Origin of the sequence: Cupriavidus sp. SW-Y-13 (genome assembly GCF_009793345.1) — a bacterium.
Lineage (GTDB): Bacteria > Pseudomonadota > Gammaproteobacteria > Burkholderiales > Burkholderiaceae > Cupriavidus.
Genome location: NZ_WHLX01000003.1, coordinates 71,816 through 86,997, shown reverse-complemented (window position 1 = coordinate 86,997; position 15,182 = coordinate 71,816). Strand labels below are relative to the sequence as shown.

12 protein-coding genes are annotated in these 15,182 nt (G+C 58.7%); 7 read left to right on the top strand and 5 right to left on the bottom strand.

All coding sequences use genetic code 11. The features are described from left to right. Positions 1 to 237: 237 nt before the first annotated feature. On the bottom strand, positions 238 to 1,035 hold the full coding sequence (locus tag GA566_RS27885) for a site-specific integrase (protein ID WP_237380878.1): 798 nt from the start codon (positions 1,033 to 1,035) through the stop codon (positions 238 to 240). Between the two features lie 674 nt (positions 1,036 to 1,709). Between GA566_RS27885 and GA566_RS27880 the strand changes: the two genes are divergently transcribed. From GA566_RS27880 to GA566_RS27870, 3 genes are all read left to right on the top strand, one after another. Next, complete coding sequence (locus GA566_RS27880; RefSeq protein WP_160474821.1) at positions 1,710 to 1,931, top strand: hypothetical protein; 222 nt, start codon at positions 1,710 to 1,712, stop codon at positions 1,929 to 1,931. A 119-nt stretch (positions 1,932 to 2,050) separates the two neighbouring features. Continuing rightward, a complete protein-coding gene (locus GA566_RS27875; protein ID WP_160474820.1) occupies positions 2,051 to 3,508 on the top strand; it encodes a patatin-like phospholipase family protein in 1,458 nt (485 codons plus the stop codon). A 912-nt stretch (positions 3,509 to 4,420) separates the two neighbouring features. Beyond that, positions 4,421 to 4,693, top strand: a complete 273-nt coding sequence (locus GA566_RS27870; RefSeq protein ID WP_160474819.1) for a hypothetical protein — start codon at positions 4,421 to 4,423, stop codon at positions 4,691 to 4,693. 229 nt (positions 4,694 to 4,922) lie between these two features. On the opposite strand, the gene GA566_RS27865 is transcribed toward GA566_RS27870, so the two are convergent. Further along, positions 4,923 to 7,133 carry an amylo-alpha-1,6-glucosidase gene (locus tag GA566_RS27865; protein ID WP_160474818.1) on the bottom strand — a complete coding sequence of 737 codons (2,211 nt, stop codon included), beginning with the start codon at positions 7,131 to 7,133 and terminating at the stop codon, positions 4,923 to 4,925. Positions 7,134 to 7,149: 16 nt separating this feature from the next. Further along, positions 7,150 to 8,229, bottom strand: coding sequence for a glycosyltransferase family 4 protein (locus GA566_RS27860; RefSeq protein WP_160474817.1), 1,080 nt, complete (start codon positions 8,227 to 8,229; stop codon positions 7,150 to 7,152). Positions 8,230 to 8,716: 487 nt separating this feature from the next. Between GA566_RS27860 and GA566_RS27855 the strand changes: the two genes are divergently transcribed. The 3 genes from GA566_RS27855 (at position 8,717) to GA566_RS27845 (ending at position 12,243) form a co-directional block, all read left to right on the top strand. Then, on the top strand, positions 8,717 to 9,232 hold the full coding sequence (locus tag GA566_RS27855; RefSeq protein ID WP_160474816.1) for a hypothetical protein: 516 nt from the start codon (positions 8,717 to 8,719) through the stop codon (positions 9,230 to 9,232). 225 nt (positions 9,233 to 9,457) lie between these two features. Further along, on the top strand, positions 9,458 to 10,558 hold the full coding sequence (locus tag GA566_RS27850) for an IS5 family transposase (RefSeq protein WP_160474815.1): 1,101 nt from the start codon (positions 9,458 to 9,460) through the stop codon (positions 10,556 to 10,558). A 932-nt stretch (positions 10,559 to 11,490) separates the two neighbouring features. Further along, positions 11,491 to 12,243, top strand: a complete 753-nt coding sequence (locus GA566_RS27845) for a PAS domain S-box protein (protein WP_237380877.1) — start codon at positions 11,491 to 11,493, stop codon at positions 12,241 to 12,243. Between the two features lie 66 nt (positions 12,244 to 12,309). Here GA566_RS27845 and GA566_RS27840 read toward each other — a convergent pair whose 3' ends face one another. Beyond that, positions 12,310 to 13,431 carry a hypothetical protein gene (locus tag GA566_RS27840; protein WP_160474814.1) on the bottom strand — a complete coding sequence of 374 codons (1,122 nt, stop codon included), beginning with the start codon at positions 13,429 to 13,431 and terminating at the stop codon, positions 12,310 to 12,312. Between the two features lie 445 nt (positions 13,432 to 13,876). Between GA566_RS27840 and GA566_RS27835 the strand changes: the two genes are divergently transcribed. Then, positions 13,877 to 14,158 carry a DUF1488 family protein gene (locus GA566_RS27835; protein WP_160474813.1) on the top strand — a complete coding sequence of 94 codons (282 nt, stop codon included), beginning with the start codon at positions 13,877 to 13,879 and terminating at the stop codon, positions 14,156 to 14,158. 72 nt (positions 14,159 to 14,230) lie between these two features. Here GA566_RS27835 and GA566_RS27830 read toward each other — a convergent pair whose 3' ends face one another. Beyond that, positions 14,231 to 15,178, bottom strand: coding sequence for a lactate dehydrogenase (locus GA566_RS27830; protein ID WP_160474812.1), 948 nt, complete (start codon positions 15,176 to 15,178; stop codon positions 14,231 to 14,233). Between the last annotated feature and the right edge of the window lie 4 nt (positions 15,179 to 15,182).

Here is a 15,182-nt window from a genome sequence, read left to right as displayed (position 1 = left end):
GAGGGGCAGCACCAATTTCAAGGAGCTTGAACTGGATCACGCTCAGGAGCATCTGCGCCCAACAGAAAGTAGTGCTCGAGGCGAGCCTCGGACATCGAAGGCAATGACGTCGCGTATCAGGATGCCGGCAGTGTTAGCGGGTGTGACACTGGAATTTCTGTGCGTAGGCCCGGCATTGCAAGCAGCGACCATGGCGCAACCTTCGTCGGAAGCGTTCACATGCCACAGGGGGGCGCATCAGCGCCCCTTTTGTATAGCGATAGTTGCAGCAATTCGTGCGACTGTTCGGTTGCTTGTCAGCCCCAATCTAGCTGAGACCTCATCCGCCGTCACGCCTTTTAGCAGTTGTCGGCGACAGTAGGTATTGCGCAGGATCCGCGGGCCTTTGTCTTCTGCTTCGCATCCAACCGTTGCAAAAGCCTCCCGAACAATGTTGCCGAAGCTCATGTCTGTGATGGGCGTGCCGGCGCGCGTTAGCGTAAAGAGGAGGGCGCCATTGTGGGCGTAGGTACGCCGCAGTTGGAGCCAAGCCTTGAGCGCCGCAACAGCAAATGGCTCGAGGTGGACGGTCCTGGCAGTTTTCGGTGGTCGAGCTGGCACGTGTAGGTAGGGGGGGGATGCCTCCGGGTAAACGTCCCGCAACCGCACTGCGCGGCCCTCGCTGGCGGTGACTCCGGTCCCTAGGAAGAGCGCGACGATAGCGCGTTTCTGCAGTTTTGTCGGGTTGTCCTCGACGTCTGGCCGCACGAACTCCTGTAGTCGTTTGTCCAACTCTTCGGAGAGGAACAACGCTTCGGGGTCAATCGCCGGCCATGGCTGGCCGCAGAGGATTTCACTAGCGGGATTGACATCACGTACGCCAATGGCAACTAGATGCCTGCACAAGCGCTCAATGAGCTTGAGATAACGCATCCGAGTTGCCGGGGTGTAGCGGACAGCATCACCGTCAAGCCAAAAGCCGTCCAATACGTCGGGACCAAAGCTGGCTAAGGTTGTGCCGCGGGCAATTACATAGCGGTGAAATCGATCAAACATTGCACGGTGCTGAACGATAGATCGCTGTGAAAATCGGCGCCGGTCAGCGCCGGTAGCCTCACGGAACTGCCATTCCGCGTAGGCGCGGGCAGGGTCAGAATGCCAAAGTTTGGTCATGTAGATTTATATACTGAAAGTAAGCTAGTACACAATCCAATCGGCGCTTCGCGCCGACATTTTTTCCGTCAAGAAAGGGCGCCTTTCGCCTCGCAGCGCCGCCATCATGGTGCTCCGATGGAGCGCAGTATGACCAACGCGTGGGACTCCATAGTCATCGGGGCGGGCGGGGCGATCCGCATGTCACATTCTTCAGGGTATTCGTCCTACTCTTCGACGTCTTCGAGCAAGGGCGCGCAGTATCGTTGTTGGACTGGCTTCAGTGCAACACAGCAGTGGCCCTCGTCCGCTGCGTGTCGAGAAAGTCTGCGCATCTGCCTACACCGCGTGCTAAGTGTTTGGTCGACCCAGGCAACGGGGGTGTACAAAATCACGACGAGCAACGACGCATAGAGGATGACCCACTCAGTGCACCGTGCTGGCAATGAGGCGTGTCGACTACTGCCGACACTAGGAAATCAGAGCCTATGAACTCAAGAATGGGACCATACTCAGCAGCAGTCATCCTTACTGCTACAGAGCGGCCGTCTCGTAACCCCAGTTTTTAGGAGAATCGCATGGGTCTGAGTAAACAAGAAGCTGTAAGCCTTTTGATCGAGGCGGCCAACGTCGGCGTCGACGTGGATATTCGCAAGGGTGCTATCGCAGGTCTTGGATACGCCGGGGGGCATGATGCTCGCGGTACACTGGCCGCGATCGCTGTCAATCTATCCGCCCGCGCCGACTTGCGAGCTGCGGCCCTCGCTGCACTCGGCATGGCCTCTCAGCGCGACTTTTAATCTTGAGCGAGTCTCCTCTCCCCGCTGTTCAGATTTGACACGTCTTGGCACTACGACCCTCGCTAGGCGAGGTTACGCATTAGACCGGGAGATAGCACGACAGAACTAGGAGGCGTTCAATGACACATATTTTGAATCCGGCATACGCACTACTGGCGTTATCCCTACTAATTTGCGGCTGCGCGAGCCGGCCAGTTAATCCGCCCCTCGAGCACGCCGACCCCAGCGCCGGTTATCGCTTTACCACGCGGTCGCAGTATTTGGCTACGAATGAAACTTTAGTGGTCCTGGCATTCTCGGGTGGCGGCACCCGGGCTGCGGCTTTTTCCTACGGCGTGCTCGAGTTTCTGCGAAGGACAAAGATCACCGGATCGAATGGGACGCGATCCCGTTTGCTCGACCATGTCAGCGTGATTACGGGTGTCTCTGGGGGAAGCTTCACCGCTCTCGCTTATGGGCTCTACGGCGAGAAGCTCTTCGACGACTATGAGCAGCGATTTCTCAAGAGGGACGTACAAGGCGAAATTACGCTGCGCACGCTCAGTCCTGCCTATTGGCCGTCGCTCTGGGCGGAGGCGTGGGGTCGCTCCGAGCTTGCCGCCGATCTTTACGACGAGATCCTGTTTAACGGTGCCACCTTTGGTGACCTGCAACGCGCGAATGGACCGTTTGTAATTGCCTCCGCCACCGACATTTCGACAGGCGCTCGCCTTGGCTTTACACAAGCCACATTCGACGTTTTGTGCTCCGACCTCAATGCAGTACGGCTTGCGCGCGCTGCCGCCGCCTCGTCGGCCGTACCCGTGGTACTGACCCCAGTGACACTTAACAACTACGGGGGAAACTGTGGCTATAGTGCTCCCGAATGGGTCAAGCCATTCATCAGTGCTGCCGAAGCGCCGCGACCGGCTGCACGGGCAGTGCGCCACCTAAAAGAGGAAGCGGAACTGGAAGACAGCTCCGAGCGACCTTACATTCATCTTGTCGATGGGGGAGTCTCCGATAACTTGGGTATGCGCAGCGTACTGGACTCCCTGGAACTCATGGAAGCACTGCATCTGATCGGGCGGCCAAGCCCGCTCGACCGAGCAAGAAGAATTGTTGTTTTCGTCGTTAATTCTCTCTCCACGCCGCGGACCAAGTGGGACAAATTTGAGTCTCCGCCCGGCACGCTGGAAATACTGGTGAAGGCGACGGGGGTCCCTATCGACCACTATTCGTACGAGGCGATCGAGTTGCTGAAGGACACCCAGGCGCGGTGGCGTGCGATGGGCGACGTCCGCCAATCATCCGCCTTCGCGGCGAATACGGAAACCTCTATAGCTCCGACACTACGCACACCGGACACAACCATATACGCCATCGACGTGTCGTTTGCGCAATTGAAAGACAAGGCAGAACTGGATTACCTGAACCAGCTGCCCACCTCGTTTTCCCTGTCGGCTGAATCCGTCGACCGCCTTCGGGCGGCCGCGGGTCGAATAATTCTGGCATCGCCGGAATTTCAACGGCTGCTAAAGGATGTCGGCGCCGTAATCGTGCCTTCTGTCGAGGGCGGCGCGGAGGCGGCGCGATGATCGTGGTTGCCCCCCCGCCTCGAATACCCGACGACCTGGCCTCCAGAGCCAATCAAGGGGCCTGGTCCAGAACAGATCGCGAGGGCCTCAGAGGAGCGCCGTCACTTTCTTACCAATGGCCGCTGCGCAACGTCGTACTGATGGGCGCCGGGGGCCACGTTCCAGGTGCAGGACAGGTATCCTCTTGAGGGACACGAGCTGAGCTCACCGGGAGTAAGCGCAGCAGCGAGGTATTTCCAGCCAGACCCCACCGACGAACCACCGGGCGATACACCGATGGGTGTCGAGCCCGCCCGATAGCTTGCATCGGCGAGAGAGCAAGGAGTTGGTCTGTCCGTTCAGCCTAGTCAGCGAGGCGCCTGAACTTCTAGCTCACTAGCCGCTCGAGTGGCTCGCTCTCGCGGTCGGGTGGTCCGCCCCCTTTCTAATCGCCTTCCGGCTCACAGCAGCAACAAGCTAAAGGCAATTGCTGTTCGTAAGTGAAACCGATGCCAGTACACACCTGGCGGCGGTGGCGACGGTGACCGCCCCCTCGGTGATGGCGACGTGGTGAGTATGCTGGCGGGCATCATGCAACATGTCGCAACGAGTTGACGGCATTGCCGCTATGGGAAAAAGGGCGTAGCGGTCTGGACGGGACGCCGTCCACGCGTCGAGATAACGATCTTATGGGCGAAGCGTATCGCGATGGGGTCGACTGGGGACGGATCACGGTCCAACGATTCCTACAAGAAGGAAGTTCGTTACCGGTAGGACTACGAGATACGTAGCAGCTGTCGTTCCTGATACGACCGTCCGGCACAGCCTTGGCCGCTTGTGCGCAGCGTTTCTTACCACAAGACTAAGTGTGCGAGCTGGCACGCCCCTTGCGATAAGCCATATGTGGCATTCTGCCGCGACTAGGAGTACACCATGGCACCGCAAACGCAGTCTGGACAGAATCAACAGCAAGGAAAACCGCAACAACAGGATAAGACCAGCGGCGCAGAGCAAGAGAGTGGGGCGCTCCCGATACAGAAAAATAGCGAGCGGGGCATGCAGCCCGAAGAGGAAGTGGGAAGCGTCTACACGCAGCCTGAAAAGGAAGCAGGCGGCATCGACGAAGAGACCGAACAGGATGACGAAGAGGAAGAACGCCAACCGCAGCGAACCGCTGGTCGCGAGGATAACGAGCAAAGCGTGTAATGCGTCGTCCAATGCAGAGGTGCAGCCACGTAGTTGGCTGTTCTTTTGTGGATTTTGATACGGCGACCGGACGTCCTGTCTATTGGGACGTTCCGTTGTGCCGTCACCGATCTCGTATTACTCCGCGCATCCCACGTTAGTGGGATACGCAGGGAAACTCCGAGATTGAAGGTGGCAACCGGCTCACTGAGTCGGCGACGGCTCCAGAGCGGCGAACGGCATGGCGAGATCAGTTTCGCGTCAGCACTTGGACTTCGCCTCGGCGTGTAATAACATCGACGACAACCCGAGCGCCGACACGGCGAATGGCAACGTCGGCGCTCCCACCGCCAACACTCAGATTGCCAAGGAATACCTCATTAAGAAATCCCGGCAGCGACGGTGAATCGAACGTAATTGCAGGTTCATACGGGTCAAAGTCCAGGCCGAGACATGCCTGTAGGAGCAGTAGCGGCGCGGCAGCCGCCCAAGCCTGCGGTGCGCAGGCTACAGGATAAAAGGTCGGCCCTTGGCTTCTTTGGCGAGGAAATCCACAAAACAACTCGGGCAAACGACGTTGATCAATGTATCCAGATGCTGAGAACAAGCCTTCGAAGATACGCTTAGCCTCGGCATGGTAGCCATAACGAGCCATGCCCGCCGCGATCATCGAATTGTCGTGTGGCCAGACGGAGCCATTGTGATAGCTCATCGGATTAAAGCGCGGCGCATCGGTAGATACCGTCCGAACTCCCCACCCGCAGAAGCTCGTATTGTTCATCAGCTTAGCGACTACCGAAGATACGCGCTCAGGCAGCGCGATACCTGTAAAGAGGGCATGCCCCGCGTTAGACGTTACAATTCTGCATGGTCGCTTGTTCCCATCGAGGGCTAGAACGTAGGTTCCGAGATCGGGATCATAGAACCGCGCATCGAAAGCTTGGCGTAGTGCTTCAGCCTTGGCGGTGTAGTCCGCCGCGCCGCTCGTGTCTTGCAACGCAGCACGAATGGAAGCAGCAGCTTGCCACGCACCGTAAATATACGCTTGCACCTCGACTAGCGCGATTGGGCCGGGGGCCAGTTTGCCGTCTGCGTGGAAGACGGAGTCACGACTATCCTTCCACCCCTGATTGATGAGTCCATCCGCAGATTGTCTGCCGTACTCGACGAAGAGATCTCCGTCGCGGTCGCCGTAGTCTGTGATCCAGTTAAGGCAGGCGATAATATTTGGCCAAAGGCCGGCAATCGTCTTAAGGTCTCCCGTTCGCTGCAAGTATGCGCCTGCTAGAACCACATACAGCGGTGTGGCGTCGACACTCCCAAAGTAAAGTCCAAAGGGAACCTCTCCAAGCAACGCCATTTCGCCATGTCGGGTCTCGTGCAGAATCTTGCCCGGTTCTGCGTCAGCCTGGCGATCTACAAACTTCGCCTGTTTTGCGCCCAGATATTGCAACACACCCCGAGCGAGATCAGGATTTATCCATAACGTCTGCAACGCAGTAATGATTGCGTCGCGGCCGAAGGCCGTACTGAACCAGGGGATCCCCGCATATGGATACAAGCCGTACGGCGTGTTGGTCAGTAGCATATGTAGGTCGGACACACTACGGCGTAATAACTCGTTAAACATTTCGTTAGACGAATGGACGAATGCTTCGGGACGACACATTCGCTGTAACTCACGCCGAGATTGCCGCAATGCCTTGAGAAATTTCCTGGGCTCGGCGGGCTCTTCCGAGACCGATGCGCAGCGGATTTCGAGACTGAGTCTTTGTGTCGACATTGGCTCGAGCATCAACTCATAACTTGCACAGTCGCCGCCCATGCCCAGCGGGGCTGGATGAAAGCTCACCTGTGTAGTTCGCACGACATTGTCCAGGCCGGTGTAGCGTAAAGTTGCCGTTTCTTCGGAGACCCTCGGGGCGTGCAGCGTTCCCCGGCGCGGACGCAGGGCGCCCCGCACCTCGAAGAGGTCAGCAAAGTCCGCATCAAAGCTAATTTCAAGTCGCACCTGACGCGGAAACTCGTCGAAACTCCTCACGATAATACGTTCGTAACAGGTGCCGTTCCAAAGAAATCGGGTTCGGCGAATATGAATCAAGTCGCGCTCAAACCGAACTCTACCGTCCATGTCTGATAGATCAGGATTAGTCAAATCGCAGGTCAATGCGGAGTTGTCATCGCTCAATGTCGATGACAGAAGCATGGGTCGAGCGCCATCGATTGTGAGTTGCAGAAAGGACAGGTGTCGGGTATCTAAGTGATATAGCCCTTCAGGACTGCCCGAGGCACCGACCGCGTCACCGTTATGATCGAACAGTCCAAAGGTGTCTCCGTGTTTTAGCGTCCGCGGCCGGCGCTCTTGTAACGAGGCCGATGTTGGGATATAGAACTGCGCAACATGCGGGGCACCACTTACCAGTGCAGCATTGGCCAGCAGGGTGGGCGATGCGGACGGCATAGAATCTTTTTCCTCATTAGGCGAGTACGAGTTCATCAGTCGTACCGCGCGGGACTTCACCAGTGGTCGATATTGTCAATCGCCGGTAAATTTGAACGTAATCGCGAGCCATACGCTCGGCAGTAAAACGGGATTCAAATGCCGATCGAACAGCTGCTCGTGGGAGTTCTGAGATCTTGCCAACGGCGGCCACTGCCTCCTCGACAGTTTTCACAATGTAGCCAGTCACTCCCGGTTCGATCACCTCCGAGACAGAGCCGCAATCGAAGGCGATCACTGGTGTGCCACATGCCATGGCCTCGATCATGACAAGCCCAAAGGGTTCTGGCCACGCGATCGGGAATAGCAATGCTGAAGCATTTCCTAGAAAAGCTGCTTTGTCATGCTCATTGATCTCACCGATATACTCCGCTTGAGGATAGGCTGCCAAAAGAGGCTGAATAGTGCTTTCCCAATACGCGCGGTCGACGTCGTCAATCTTCGCCGCAATCTTGAGGGGCAAACCGGCCTTCGCGGCAATCTCAATAGCATGATCAGGGCGCTTCTCGGGCGAAATCCGGCCTAGAAATGCCAGGTAGCCACCTGCGGGCTTTGCTCGGTACGCAAGCAGTGTCTCTGGGAGACCATGCAGAACGGTGCCGGCCCACTTCGCGACCGGCAGAGGAAAACGCTGTGCCATGGACACGGAGACCAAGGGGAACTCAAAAAAGTGGGCGTAGAAGGGGGAAATGTCCGGGAGATCAAGTCGTCCGTGTAGGGTCGTGACAAACCCTGTACGCACCTGTTGCAACAACGGGTAATGCATCATGTCGATGTGAAAGTGCAGGATGTCGAAATCACCGGCCCTCGCGAACACGTCATCGAGCATCATCATGTAATACGGAAGCGGGTCGCGCATTCGCACGCCTAGTCGGAGCGCCACATCACAGCTCGAAACGAGTGCCGCCTGAGTAAGGGAGTCACCGCTCGCGAACAACGTCACGTCGTGACCCTGTCTAACCAACTCTTCGGTCAGATAAGAAACAATCCTCTCGGTCCCGCCATAGAGGCTAGGCGGGCAGCGCTCCGCAAGAGGCGCAATCTGTGCAATTCTCATGGCAACTCCTTGTGCTGGTTGTATTAACGCAGGCAAGGTATCCATGACAGAGCCTGGGATGGGGGAACGACTCAACAACGACGCCGCCGCTTTTTGATCCTTACATCGCGGGATTTTTTCTGAGTGACCAACGCGTCGAGGAACTAACTACATTATTGAAATCTCTTCCTATGTCTAAGACATGGGTGCCAGTGATGAAAGACCATGGCTACATCGGAAAGCGGATCGGAGTGACAACGGCATTTCTGATCTGAGAGAGATTCGCGACAACTATGGATAGTCGCGCCGGCAGATGATAATGGCAGACTGGCAGCGGAAAATCGGTACGGTGGCGGACATGCACGACTTCTTCCGGCGCGTGTACGTCACCGGACAGACTAGAAGGTGCAATACAGATAACGTTTCAACGAGTTGCGAGACAAAGATCATTTTTCGTACTGTTCCCCGCAATCTCGATGGAAGTCGTCCTTCTTGACTGGAGCACATCATGCGCACGCTACTGTATTTTCGGATCAAAGATTTGGTGATGGCGCAAGAGGTGCGAGCATCGCTCGGAGACATCTCGGGCGCGTCCAAAATCAGCGGCCCGTGGTTCGCTCAGAACGGAGATCAGCCCGTCGAAGGACTTCCCCTCGTAGAGAAAGCTCATACTTCGTACCGGGAGGAATTTGCGGTCTCGGGACTTCTTATCGGATCAGTTGTAGGCGCGGTGATTGTCTATCAATTCGGCACACCAGCCGACTCCGCGACCAATTTTCTCGCGTACGTGGGCTCCAGTGCCTTTGGCGCCATGATCTTCTGGTGGCTTGGGGGTCTACTGGGTGGCGGGATCGCTCGCCTTAGCCTGTCCCAGAAGCGATCCGGTGTGGCGCCCAATGAAATTCTCATGATCGCCGGCTGCGACTCCGCCTCCAAGGAAGTCACTAAACAAGTCGTCCACGATCTCGGCGGCTTAAGCATCGACGAGCACAAAGATCTGATGCCGAACTTTCGCTGGGCGTAGCGACGGGTAAATGGTGGCAAAGAAGACGTAGTAGCTGTCTGCAGCACGTCCACCGCCATTGAAGGTGGCCTGCCATGTATCTTTTCCAGTATGCCTTGCGACATTGGCGCAAGAAACCACTTCGAACATCCTTTGGCCTAGCAGGCTGCTGAAATACCTCCAGCGGACGTCAGCGCGACGACTGGATGAAGCGTTGATTTGAGGACCCCACCCAACGCTACTTTCATGCGCGGCGCAGACACCTTTACCGAGAGTTTGTTCACTATGCGGAGGCTGGAGGATTTCGTTCCGCAATCCCACCCGCTGCGTTCGATTCGCGCTATGGCCAACCAGGCACTGGTGAAGATGGACCGATTGTTCGCACAGATGTACAAGGCCGATATCAAGGGCGGTCGGCCCAGCATCGCGCCGGAGAAGCTGCTGCGGGCCATGCTGCTGCAGGTGCTCTACAGCATTCGTTCCGAACGTCAACTCATGGAGCAGACCCAGTACAACCTGCTGTTTCGCTGGTTCATCGGGCTGTCGATGGACGATCCAGTTTGGGTGCCCACGGTCTTCACCAAGAACCGCGAACGGCTGATCAAGCATGATGCGGTGATCCAGTTCTTCAACGAGGTGCTTGCCATCGCGCAAAAGAAGAACTGGCTGTCAGGCGAACACTTCAGCGTCGACGGCACGCTGATTCAGGCGTGGGCCGGCCACAAGAGCTTCGTGCGCAAGGATGGCGGCGACGAGGACGACAACGACGGCGGCGACTTCAAGGGGCACAAGCGCAGCAACGAGACGCACGATTCCAAGACCGATCCCGATGCCAAGCTCTACCGCAAGGGTAAGACCGCTAGCGAGCTGCGCTACATGGGTCATACCCTGAGCGACAACCGCCATGGCCTGGTCGTGAGCGCCATGGTGACCAACGCAGACGGACACGCCGAGCGCGAAGCAGCGAAGGTCATGCTCAACGATGCCAGGCAGGTGATTGAAGACCTGAATGTAGAAGTCACCGTGGGCGCGGACAAGGGCTACGACGCGCACGAGTTCATTCAGGCCTGTCTGGAAATGAAGGTGACGCCCCACGTGGCGCAGAACACCTCGGGGCGGCGCTCTGCAGTTCCTGAGGCGATTGCTTGCAGCGCTGGGTATGCGGTCTCACAACAAAAGCGCAAGCTGATCGAACAAGGCTTTGGGTGGGTCAAGACCGTGGGGCGCATGCGTCAGGTGATGGTGCGTGGCCTGAAGAAAGTCGATCAGATGTTTGTGCTGAGCATGGCCGCCTACAACCTCGTGCGTATGCGCTCGCTGGGACAAATCCGTCCGCGGTTGCAGTAATCGCGGTAATGAGGCCGGAAATGGGCGCCAAAACGCGGGAAAAGTCGATGCAGTAACGTCCGGCTTCCGGATTGTGAAAAGCAGAGCTCCCCACCCTTGCGGGGGGAAGACTCATCGCTAGCGCGATGAGTACTTCAGCAGCCTGCTAGGGGTCGCCGCAGCCGGGGCGCTTGCATTCTGCAGCCGTTGTCTCTCCATATTGTCTTAGCGGATGTCGGCGGCCACGTACTCCGCCACAGGCAGAACAACTGGTTTGGCTCCGACTCGCTTTGATGACCACGTCGGGTTCGCCGAGGCCAACAGCGACATCCGCGGTTCCGTAGGAAGGTCCCGTCGTCGCGTGGCACCGCGCATGGCATCAACACCGCCCAAGGATTCTTGCGGCTGTCGATCAGTTTCGCGCGTCCTGGTCGAGGCAGCGCACGTGAAGGGAGTGGACCGGCGTGGCGCCGCCCGGCGAACAGATGACGATCCCCAACGCGCGCTCGATCATGACGTCGTTCCAGGTACCGTCGGTAACAGTCTCGCACGGCTAGTCGGCACTAGGCCGCGCTGGGCTACTAAGGTGTCCCCACCTCTTTGAGACCCGCTGCATCGAGTTCATTGAAGAACTCAGTGCGTGAAGAAAACGGGTGCGCTGGCCGTTGGCCGGCTCTCGTGATAGCAGAGTTTTCAAAGTCACGCCTTTTGAGTAACGTCGATTCCCTCGGCAGACCGCATGTATGGCCCGCGGCGGGCCATAGCCTCGCACTTTGCGGGTCAAGCTGATCGCGCAGTAGTAGGTGGGAGAGTGGCTGCCTTGCTTGTGCCGTGCGGTTCCGCAGATCGGGGGCGACGAGTTGTCCTCCGGCACCCCCTGGTGCCGCATGCGTCCATGGCTCGCCCGCGTAGGTGGCGCCGTCAGTAGCCGATGCGTATCGGTCGAGGAGTGCATGGGTTCGACCATCACAGATGAGCGATTTCGGATAGGACGCTGCGCGCCGCTGCGCTATTGTCCCAAGCGGCTCAAGCTGAACCGCAGTATCCGTATTAATTTCTCCCGCACACAGCAGTTGCGTCTTCGCAAAGGCATCGCTACTCACACGATGACGACACTTCTTAATGAGGATGGCGCGATTGCGCTGGCCGACAGCCTTCCCGACGCCGTTTTTCTGGTCGACGAAACCGGGGAGATTCGCTACGCCAACACGGTGTGCGAGGAGGTGCTCGGCTACCGGCAGTCCGATCTGGTCGGCCAGCCCATGCTCGAATTGGTGGTGCCGGCGGATCGTGAGGAGACGTTGCACGAGGCCAACAGGGTTCTGGCCGGCAAGAAGCGTGTGGGATTCGAGAATCGCTATCGCCACCGAAACGGTGCGGACGTCCACCTTTCGTGGTCGGCTCAATGGCACCCGGCGCACCAGCTTCGCATTGGTGTGGCACGGGACGTAACTGCACTGCGCCACGGACCCGTCGTCTTGCCCCAACGGCCAGATCATCTGAACGGGCTAGACGCGCTTGCCCCGCACGAGCGCCGGGTGCTAAACCTGCTCCTGACCGAAGCCGGCGAGAAGCAGATCGCCGAACGGCTCGGGCTAGCGGTCTCCACTACGCACTCCTACGTTACCGGCATTTACCGCAAATTCGGCGTCCACGGACGCGCGGGGCTGATGAGCCTATGGCTGCGGCACGTGGTGCGCGACTGAGAACCTAAGTAAAAAGAAAGCCGGCCAGGAGGCCGGCGCAGAGTAATGTCCGAGGATAGCGCGATATCAGGACGCGCGACGGCACGTACCTTGGACGACGCTGCCAACCGAAAGGTTGAGCCACGCCAGCGAATCGGCGCCCGTTTTCAGGAAGACATGGGCGAAGGTGGGCGGCACGGCGGCCGGATCGCCTGGCTCGGCATCCAGGTCGCCATCGGCAGCGATCGCCACGCCGTTCAACGTGACGCCATCCTGGAATTTGTTCAACAGGAGCGGCAACGTGAGCGCCTTACTAGCGATGGTGAGCTTGCCGCCAGCGATGGTCAGCGTCTCCCGCGCCAAGGTACCGTCCAGCACTGCCGTCGCGCCATCGAAGACACGGTTGGCGTACGAGCAAGCCCACGTGCCGTTCAGTTCATCGGCGACCAGCACGCGTGCGCGCTGGATGGTCCACGTGCCGGTCGCGACCACCCCCGACTCTGCGTAGTTCATGTCGAAGCGCATGCCGGCGTTCGGGTTGACGAACAGCCGACCACGGAAGTAGCCGCCGCCGTTCATCACCAGGTCATATGCACCCGGAAAACGCGTCTGGTCAGCTAGCGTCAGGCGGCCCAGTTGCGGGGTAGCGCAAGTCGCAATATCCACGCTGGTGCACAGCTGCACGTTGCCTTCGGCATCGAAGCGCATGCTAGCTGGTGTGCTCACTGGACCCAATTGCGGCTTGCCGGTGCCCTGGTCGTAGATGCCGAAGTTCATCAATACGTTGTAGGTGCCGGCTAAGCTGCTCAACGGCGGCATATCGGTCGCTACGGCGCTCGCAGAGAGGTCACCGGCGAGCATGCTGGTACTGGTGCCAAGCAGGCTTGGCACGCCGGAGATCTCGCCGACAAGGCCATCCATGCCGAGCCGGAAGCTCAGGCCAAGGCCCGCCAGCTTGGCAATCAGGGCGCTCGGCGGCGGATCCGCACTGTCGGCCTCAAAGCCGCTCACCGAGAAGTTCTCGCCCGTGCGCGCGTAGACTCCGATCAGGGTGCCGCGCAGCCCAAAGGCTGAATCGACAAAGCTGAGCTTGAGCTTGCCGGAGGCCGGTGCGTCTATGGTGAGGGCGATGGTGTCGCCAAAGGACAGTGTGCCCGAGTACTTGATTGGCGACGGTGCGGCGGGGGCCGCCGGCGTCTCGGTTTGCACGGGACTCTGGCCGTCTCCTCCCCCGCAACCAGCCAAGGCAGTCCCAACGACCAGTGCTCCAAATAGATATTTCCACTTCAACATGGCTTAACCCCTTCTTCCCATTTTCCGTTTGTCTTGTCGACGCCAGACGTTGCTGGCGGCGGAAGTAGACGGTATCAAGAATCCGAGGCGCCTCACCATCCTGCTAATTAGAGGGGCGCTAGTTGGCGGTCGCTAGCGGGTACTGGTTATCCGCCTCCTTCCCGTGCTCCTCCACCTGGACATTCGGTAGGAAAGTTCGACACCATTTTGAGACGGGTCGTGAGGCGTGGCGCTTGGACGATAGTAAAACCGCGCAGCCAGTCCGCCGATAGTGCGCTCACCGTAGGCCGCGTCTAAAAGGCGTACCTGCCGCTGCTCGCGCCAGTGTATTCTAATGGCGTCGCCAACTCATGGAGGCGGGATGGTCTACCCGATAGAGCCCAGGATCGCTTACGTCGAAGGGGACGTTGCAGTTCAATTCAACTACCTGATTGCGGGACGTAGCCAAACGTATGTAGTCACGCTGCAAGCGCTTGAGGACCACTTCGGCCTCAATCCAGCAGCGGTGGCCTCGCAGCAACGAGATGTGGCCATAGGCGAAGCGTTTCAGAGAGGGTGGGAACGCATTCGCAACGTTGCGGCGCGCAGTAAGTGCGAATTGGATGGCGGCCATCACATCGTCCTTCACACCGACGATTTCTAGGTGTACGAACAAACGATCCGTTCTGCCGCTTTGCGGCGGCGATGCTTGTCGTTTTTGAAGAGCGCAAAATCCCTACCGGGCTTTTAGCACGCTGTCAGTGGCGTCCTTCACGACGCCCGCACTGCGCCGTAGGGCCTCGCGCTCGGTGAAATCCAGCTCCGGATACGCCAGCAACTGCGCGCCACTGCCGTTGACCACCATCGGCAGCGACAAGCACACCTCTGGCACGCCTTCGACTTCCGCATGCACAATGCCCACCGTAAGAATGAGGTCAGTGTTGTGCACTATTGCCTGGCAAATCCGCCCGATCGCACTGGCGATGCCGTAGTGGGTGGCGCCTTTGCCTTCCTTGATGAGCTTGGCCGCCTCGTGAACGGAGCGCAGAATCAGGTCCCGACTGGCAGGCCCAAGGTCCTTGCCGCTCTTCGCTAAGAACGTTTCGAGGGGCATGCCAGAGACCGTTGCGCCGGACCAGCCGATCAGCGCGGATTCGCCGTGTTCGCCCAGAACGTGGGCATGAATTGCAGGTGCCACGATGCCCAGCCGTTCTGAAAGGAGCCACCGTAGCCTGCCGGTGTCGAGAGAAGTACCGGTGCTGATGACGCGCCCTCGTGCGCCGCGCAGGCGGTCAAACACAACCGCGGCCAATACATCACACGGATTGGTCGCGACGAGGTAGATCGCTTCCGGGGCAAGGGAGGCGAGGCGATCGACGATTTCCGTCGCGATAGCCGCGTTGGTCTTGGCCAAGTCCAGGCGCGTCCCCCCCGGCTTCACGCCAACGCCGGCGGTGATCACGACAAGGTCCGCCCCGCGCGCGTCCTCATAATCACCTGCATAAAAGCGGTTGTGCCCCCAAAATGCCGCAGCGTGGGCGAGGTCCATCGCTTGCCCTTCAGCCCGGACTCGCGCGACATCGATGATCACGATTTCCGCGCTTGGGATGGCCCCCGATGCAAATAGGGCCGCCGACCCGCCAACTAATCCTGCTCCGACGATGACGATCTTAGGTTGCCGCATGGCG

Bases quoted from the DNA above. Each gene is read 5' to 3' on its own strand.
- GA566_RS27875 (WP_160474820.1), top strand. From the start codon at position 2,051: ATGACACATATTTTGAATCCGGCATACGCACTACTGGCGTTATCCCTA.
- GA566_RS27830 (WP_160474812.1), bottom strand. From the start codon at position 15,178: ATGCGGCAACCTAAGATCGTCATCGTCGGAGCAGGATTAGTTGGCGGG.
- GA566_RS27860 (WP_160474817.1), bottom strand. From the start codon at position 8,229: ATGAGAATTGCACAGATTGCGCCTCTTGCGGAGCGCTGCCCGCCTAGC.
- GA566_RS27870 (WP_160474819.1), top strand. From the start codon at position 4,421: ATGGCACCGCAAACGCAGTCTGGACAGAATCAACAGCAAGGAAAACCG.
- GA566_RS27850 (WP_160474815.1), top strand. From the start codon at position 9,458: ATGCGCGGCGCAGACACCTTTACCGAGAGTTTGTTCACTATGCGGAGG.
- GA566_RS27880 (WP_160474821.1), top strand. From the start codon at position 1,710: ATGGGTCTGAGTAAACAAGAAGCTGTAAGCCTTTTGATCGAGGCGGCC.
- GA566_RS27835 (WP_160474813.1), top strand. From the start codon at position 13,877: ATGGTCTACCCGATAGAGCCCAGGATCGCTTACGTCGAAGGGGACGTT.
- GA566_RS27855 (WP_160474816.1), top strand. From the start codon at position 8,717: ATGCGCACGCTACTGTATTTTCGGATCAAAGATTTGGTGATGGCGCAA.
- GA566_RS27885 (WP_237380878.1), bottom strand. From the start codon at position 1,035: ATGTTTGATCGATTTCACCGCTATGTAATTGCCCGCGGCACAACCTTA.
- GA566_RS27865 (WP_160474818.1), bottom strand. From the start codon at position 7,133: ATGCCGTCCGCATCGCCCACCCTGCTGGCCAATGCTGCACTGGTAAGT.
- GA566_RS27845 (WP_237380877.1), top strand. From the start codon at position 11,491: ATGGGTTCGACCATCACAGATGAGCGATTTCGGATAGGACGCTGCGCG.